3 protein-coding genes are annotated in these 5201 nt (G+C 38.8%); all 3 read right to left on the bottom strand.

Annotated elements, in window-relative coordinates; translation table 11 throughout:
• Positions 1-374: 374 nt before the first annotated feature.
• On the bottom strand, positions 375-1397 hold the full coding sequence (locus ACEW8U_RS17385; RefSeq protein WP_373523328.1) for a type IX secretion system membrane protein PorP/SprF: 1023 nt from the start codon (positions 1395-1397) through the stop codon (positions 375-377).
• Between the two features lies 1 nt (position 1398).
• Complete coding sequence (locus tag ACEW8U_RS17390; protein WP_373523329.1) at positions 1399-3756, bottom strand: PKD domain-containing protein; 2358 nt, start codon at positions 3754-3756, stop codon at positions 1399-1401.
• Positions 3757-3911: 155 nt separating this feature from the next.
• Positions 3912-5183, bottom strand: coding sequence for an adenylosuccinate synthase (locus ACEW8U_RS17395; protein WP_373523330.1), 1272 nt, complete (start codon positions 5181-5183; stop codon positions 3912-3914).
• Positions 5184-5201 lie beyond the last annotated feature (18 nt).

Here is a 5201-nt window from a genome sequence, read left to right on the forward strand (position 1 = left end):
TTTCGTCTTCAACATTTCAATGAACTTTTTCCCTTTTAAAAAGGAAATGTCAGGATCAATTATCCCGTGGTAAATCTTATCAACCAGAACTTTTTCCGGCATCTTTAAAACCCATTACTCAGAACAGGACTGCAAAGGTAATTCAAAATTTTATTCTTTCAAAAACAGATTTATAAAATAAACTTTTTATTTTCTGTATTTGAATCTATCAATCCGAATAAATGGGGAGATTTTGACTTAGGTGCCCGTCGTTTGGGATTGCAAAGGTGCAACACTTTTTCTCATTTGCAAAAGCATATCAGCAAATAATTTAACAAAAAGATAAAGTGCACTGATTTTCAAGGAGAAAAAATGTAAAACTGAAGTAAAAAATTTCAATATCTAAATGTCGGTATTCGTTTACGGGAATTCCTTTTCAGAAATTGATCAACAAAGGAATACCTCAGAGATACTTCATGTGCTCCCCCGGAATTCCTCCAACCCAACTTAGAAAGGGTAAAATCATAACTATATCCAAGATCAACTCCATTTTGAAGAGAAAAACCTATCAGACCTATCAATGCTTCATTGTTTGGCAAACCAATTCGGGTAGGAAATCCCCTATACCAAAGTCCAAGAATTACCGGTTCGAAATACAGCTCCATTCCAAAATCCAGCTGATCATATAACCCTTGCCTTTTGTAATTAAAAGCCAAAGAGAAAGTCCGCTCCTGTTGGGTATTGTTGAAATAATCATTGATACCACCCGGTGTCAGATCAAATTTTACACCTCCATGGGTAGAATACCTGATTGGGAGTACATCCCTGTCAAATTCCAAATAGGAAATATTAGGCTGTGTAAGGTGATGTCCGGAAACACCAAACCAAAACTTATCATTATAGTAAAGCATACCTGAATGAAAATCTGCAAAACTCCGCTGTCTATCGTCAGGAATTGCTCCACCATTTCCACCAGGAATAACAACTCCTCGATTGATATCCAATTGGGTACTGAGCACTACTTCATCAAAACTGGCTGACCTTGTCGCCCAACTACCCTGAATACCCAGATGTAAAAATCCTGATTCCCCCAACCTTACCCTATAAGAGTATACCAGGCCGACTTCTGTGTTTTGCAGATTTGCCAAACTCTCCCTGCTTCCATTTATGATGATGCCAATTCCTGAATTTTTTTCGATTATAAAGTGATCAGCATAAGCTGAAAATGTAACAAAAGTCTGATCTAAAGATGGCCATTGGTTTCTGAAATTTAAACCCAATCTTGTCATTTCAGAACTTCCGGCAAATGCAGGATTTAGGAATAGAGGAGAAGCATAAAATTGTGAAAACTGAACATCCTGAGCCTGAGATAGTCCAAAAACAAACACCAACATGATCAATAATATAAATCTTTTCATATCATCTGATCAAAATAAATTTCCCGCTTTCCTCAATACTATCACCATCTATAGATTCCATATTGATCCTGTAGACATAATTTCCGGAAGGCATTAATTCCCCATTCACTCTTCCATCCCATCCATCCGAATTGATATCTACCGTCCTGAAAAGCATATTTCCCCAAAGATTGAAAATCAACAGTTCCATTTTTATGATTCCTTTTGTTTTTGGTCTGAAGAATTGATTTTCAGATAAGGTAGGTGTAAATCCTGTTGGGAACATCACTCTAAATGACTGTGTTAATGGAAGCTCCATCTCCAAAGTATCTTCACACCCTAACTCATTGGTGACTGTCAACTTGATCAGAAAATTTCCTTTTTTTCCAAAAACATGAACAGGAGATTGCTCACTGCTTGAATTGCCATCACCAAAATCCCAATTCCAAGCAATCGCACCACCTGTGGATAGATCATTGAACCGGATAGGGTCATCGATAAATATCCCTCCTCCTTCATCACCTGTGATACCTGTTCCATCCACTTCATATTCAAACCTTGAATTCAGAGACTCCATTACAATAATCAATTCAAAATTAACAGGTTCAGACCAACATTCCAGGTCTTTATGTTTCACACTAATACTATAGAATCCGGATAAACCAACAGAAGCCATTTCATCATTGACCAAAAACTGACCTAAGGGATTTTCCAATCTGTAATCAAAATCCTTCTCATTGTGGTCTAAAATAAAATTCCTTACATCCAAGGTCATTCCCGGAGTACATCCTACCACAGGGTCTTCAATTCTCAAATTTGGAAAAGCAGGATTGATGAGTAAGAATGTTCCTGATTCTGTAGGGCAGCTTTTTGAATTATATGCAGTAACAGTATACTCACCAGCTTCTATTGCAAAATATCCGGCAGAATTTGAATCCGGGATCAATACCCCATCCTTAAACCATTCAAATCTGACATAGACTTCTTCACCAACTGCACTGAGCAAAATCCCATCGCCTTCACATAATCTAATTTCCTCCTCATTTTCATCGAGTCCCTGTCCAATAATTTTTACCGGTTCTGGGGATTCCTGAATCAAAAGGCGGATAAAATTCCCTGAAGAAGTTTTACCATAATTATCTGTGATAGTATAGTATATTTCGACAGTCTCATCTACAAATCCAATATTTGGAAAAAAAGTAAAGCTGCCACCTTCATCAGCAGCCCTAAAAGTACCCTGTGGCAAAACCATTTCCCGGTTTTCGGGTCTACACCTGCCTTGGGAACAAATATCATCTGCCTCGGCTTCTATCTCATCCAATGAGCCATACAATTGCAGGCATCTTATTGAGGAGCCCTCATTGGGGAGAGTTATCTCCTGACTGGTGATTTCATAGGTGTTTTCCTGTCCTTCGCAGGAAGCCTTGTCATCTATATCGGTACCTATTGGATTTTCAAGCCTGTCCTGATCAGAAACCTCTACCTGAAGATTTCTGATTTCATGTATATTAGTCAGCCCACCTGTGGATGCAGCGAAACCTATTTTTAAATTCTCAGGTGCCTCAAAAATATAATCTGTTTTATCGAATACTTTTACCATTCGGGGATTTCCGGGAGTGGTGGTCACCATCAAATCAACTGAAATGGAATAGCCTACACCTCCTGGGTGAGGCTCCATATCAATAAATAATTTCCTATAACCGGGAATATTGGGATCTGTCACCCTAGCTGAACCAGTGCCTCCAGATTCAAGCGGGAACCTATCTGCAACAGGAAGTCCAAAAGCTCCTTCATTATTTGTCCATTTACCGGTAACAAACTGATAGCCTGATAAGCCGGAACCAGCCCCTCTAACCACAATGCTATTTGGATAGAGGGTATCTCCTCCCCCAAAAAACCCACCTATTTTCCCCTCACCTGAATTACCAAAATTCCCAAAGGAATCCAGTCCTATACCAAGATATGCCCTCGTTAAACCAGAAGTTTGTCCTCTTTGGGCATATCCAAGTGAGCCCCCAAAACCACCTGGACTGAAATTGGGGGTGGTTGCATCAAATAAAAATACTGTTAGCCCATCGGCCCCATTTCCCCCATAAACAAAAAACTCGAATGAAGTCTTGATGCCAAATGCAGATGGGAAAGGTATATCGATATAGATATATCCATTCTGCTCTAATTGGGCATCCGTCAATCTCAATACACCTTGAAGCAATCTGGCACTTCCACCGAACACAGTAGCACTTTGGGTGGAATTATCTTGAAAATCTTCACAATAAGGGAATCCTACTTGGGCATTGGAATCAGGAAATATAAAAAATGTAAAGAACAGCATCACTAAAATAGTGAACCTCTCAAATATTTTACCCGCTCCTTTATTCACAGTTTTAATTTTCCTCGCTTTATAATTAAAATCAAAAGTGGAAATTATGAATTTAAGTAAATAAAAAAAATGATGAATAGCTTGGAAGGTGATTTAAAATTCAAATTTATGTTTTCGAAACAAAAAAGCCTCCGAAAAGGAGGCCTGGATTTCAATTATCTCAATATAGTTTGCTTTCTATCAGGACCGACAGAGATCATTTTGATAGGTACTTTGAGTGCATCTTCCAAAAAACTGACGTAATTTCTCAGTTCAATTGGGAATTTATCATATTCACTGGCTTCTGCCAATGAGGTGTGCCAACCCGGAACAGTTTTATAGATTGGTTTAACATCTTGGGTATTCAACTCATAAGTGAGTCTGTCCACTTTGCTACCATCGGGTAATTCATAATGTGTACAGATCTTAATTTCTTCAAAAATATTGAGCACATCTGACTTCATCATATATAACTGTGTCACCCCATTGATCATGATCGAATACTTCAAAGCCGGTAAATCTATCCAACCGCACCTTCTGGGCCTGCCGGTAGTGGAACCAAACTCATTACCTTCTTTTCTCATGGCTTCTCCATCTTCGTCAAAAAGTTCTGTTGGAAAAGGTCCGCTTCCTACTCTGGTACAATATGCTTTAAAAATTCCAAAAACCTCCCCAATTTTGGATGGAGCTACTCCAAGACCTGTGCATGCCCCTGCAGCCATAGTATTGCTGGAAGTCACAAATGGATAACTGCCAAAATCAATGTCCAATAATGAGCCCTGTGCACCTTCTGCAAGAACCCTTTTCCCGGATTCCAAGTAGCCATTCACTTCATATTCACTGTCTACCAGATTCAATGTTCTGAAAAATTCAACCGCCTCGAAAAATGTTTTTTCCAATTCTGGCAATTGAATCAGATCAAATTCATAGAATGACAGAATGGTTTTATGCTTTTCCACAAGGGCATTGTACCTATCCTCAAAATCGGGTGCCAATATATCCCCTACTCTAAGGGCAACCCTACCTATTTTATCCTGATAGGTCGGCCCAATACCTTTCAAAGTCGAGCCGATTTTTTTATCACCTTTAGACTTTTCATATGCCGCATCCAACAGTTTATGTGTTGGGATAATGATTGTCGCTTTTTTTGAAACAAAGAGGTTTTTCTTAAAAGAAATATTGAATTTATGCAAACCGTCAATTTCTTTTCTTAAAACCACAGGATCAAGGACAACTCCATTACCAATGATATTGAGAATGTTTTCCCTAAAAATACCGGAAGGTATCTGATGGAGTACGTGCTTGATGCCATCAAATTCCAAAGTATGCCCGGCATTTGGTCCACCTTGAAATCTGGCCACTACATCATATTTGGGTGCCAAAACATCCACTACCTTACCTTTACCTTCATCGCCCCACTGTAGGCCTAATAAAATATCCATTTTCATTTCCTGTAAAATCAACTC

Source organism: Aquiflexum sp., from assembly GCF_041751335.1.
In the GTDB taxonomy this organism is placed as follows: domain Bacteria; phylum Bacteroidota; class Bacteroidia; order Cytophagales; family Cyclobacteriaceae; genus Aquiflexum.

Coding starts and splice junctions, on each gene's coding strand:
- ACEW8U_RS17395 (WP_373523330.1), bottom strand. CDS start 5,183: ATGAAAATGGATATTTTATTAGGCCTACAGTGGGGCGATGAAGGTAAA.
- ACEW8U_RS17385 (WP_373523328.1), bottom strand. CDS start 1,397: ATGAAAAGATTTATATTATTGATCATGTTGGTGTTTGTTTTTGGACTA.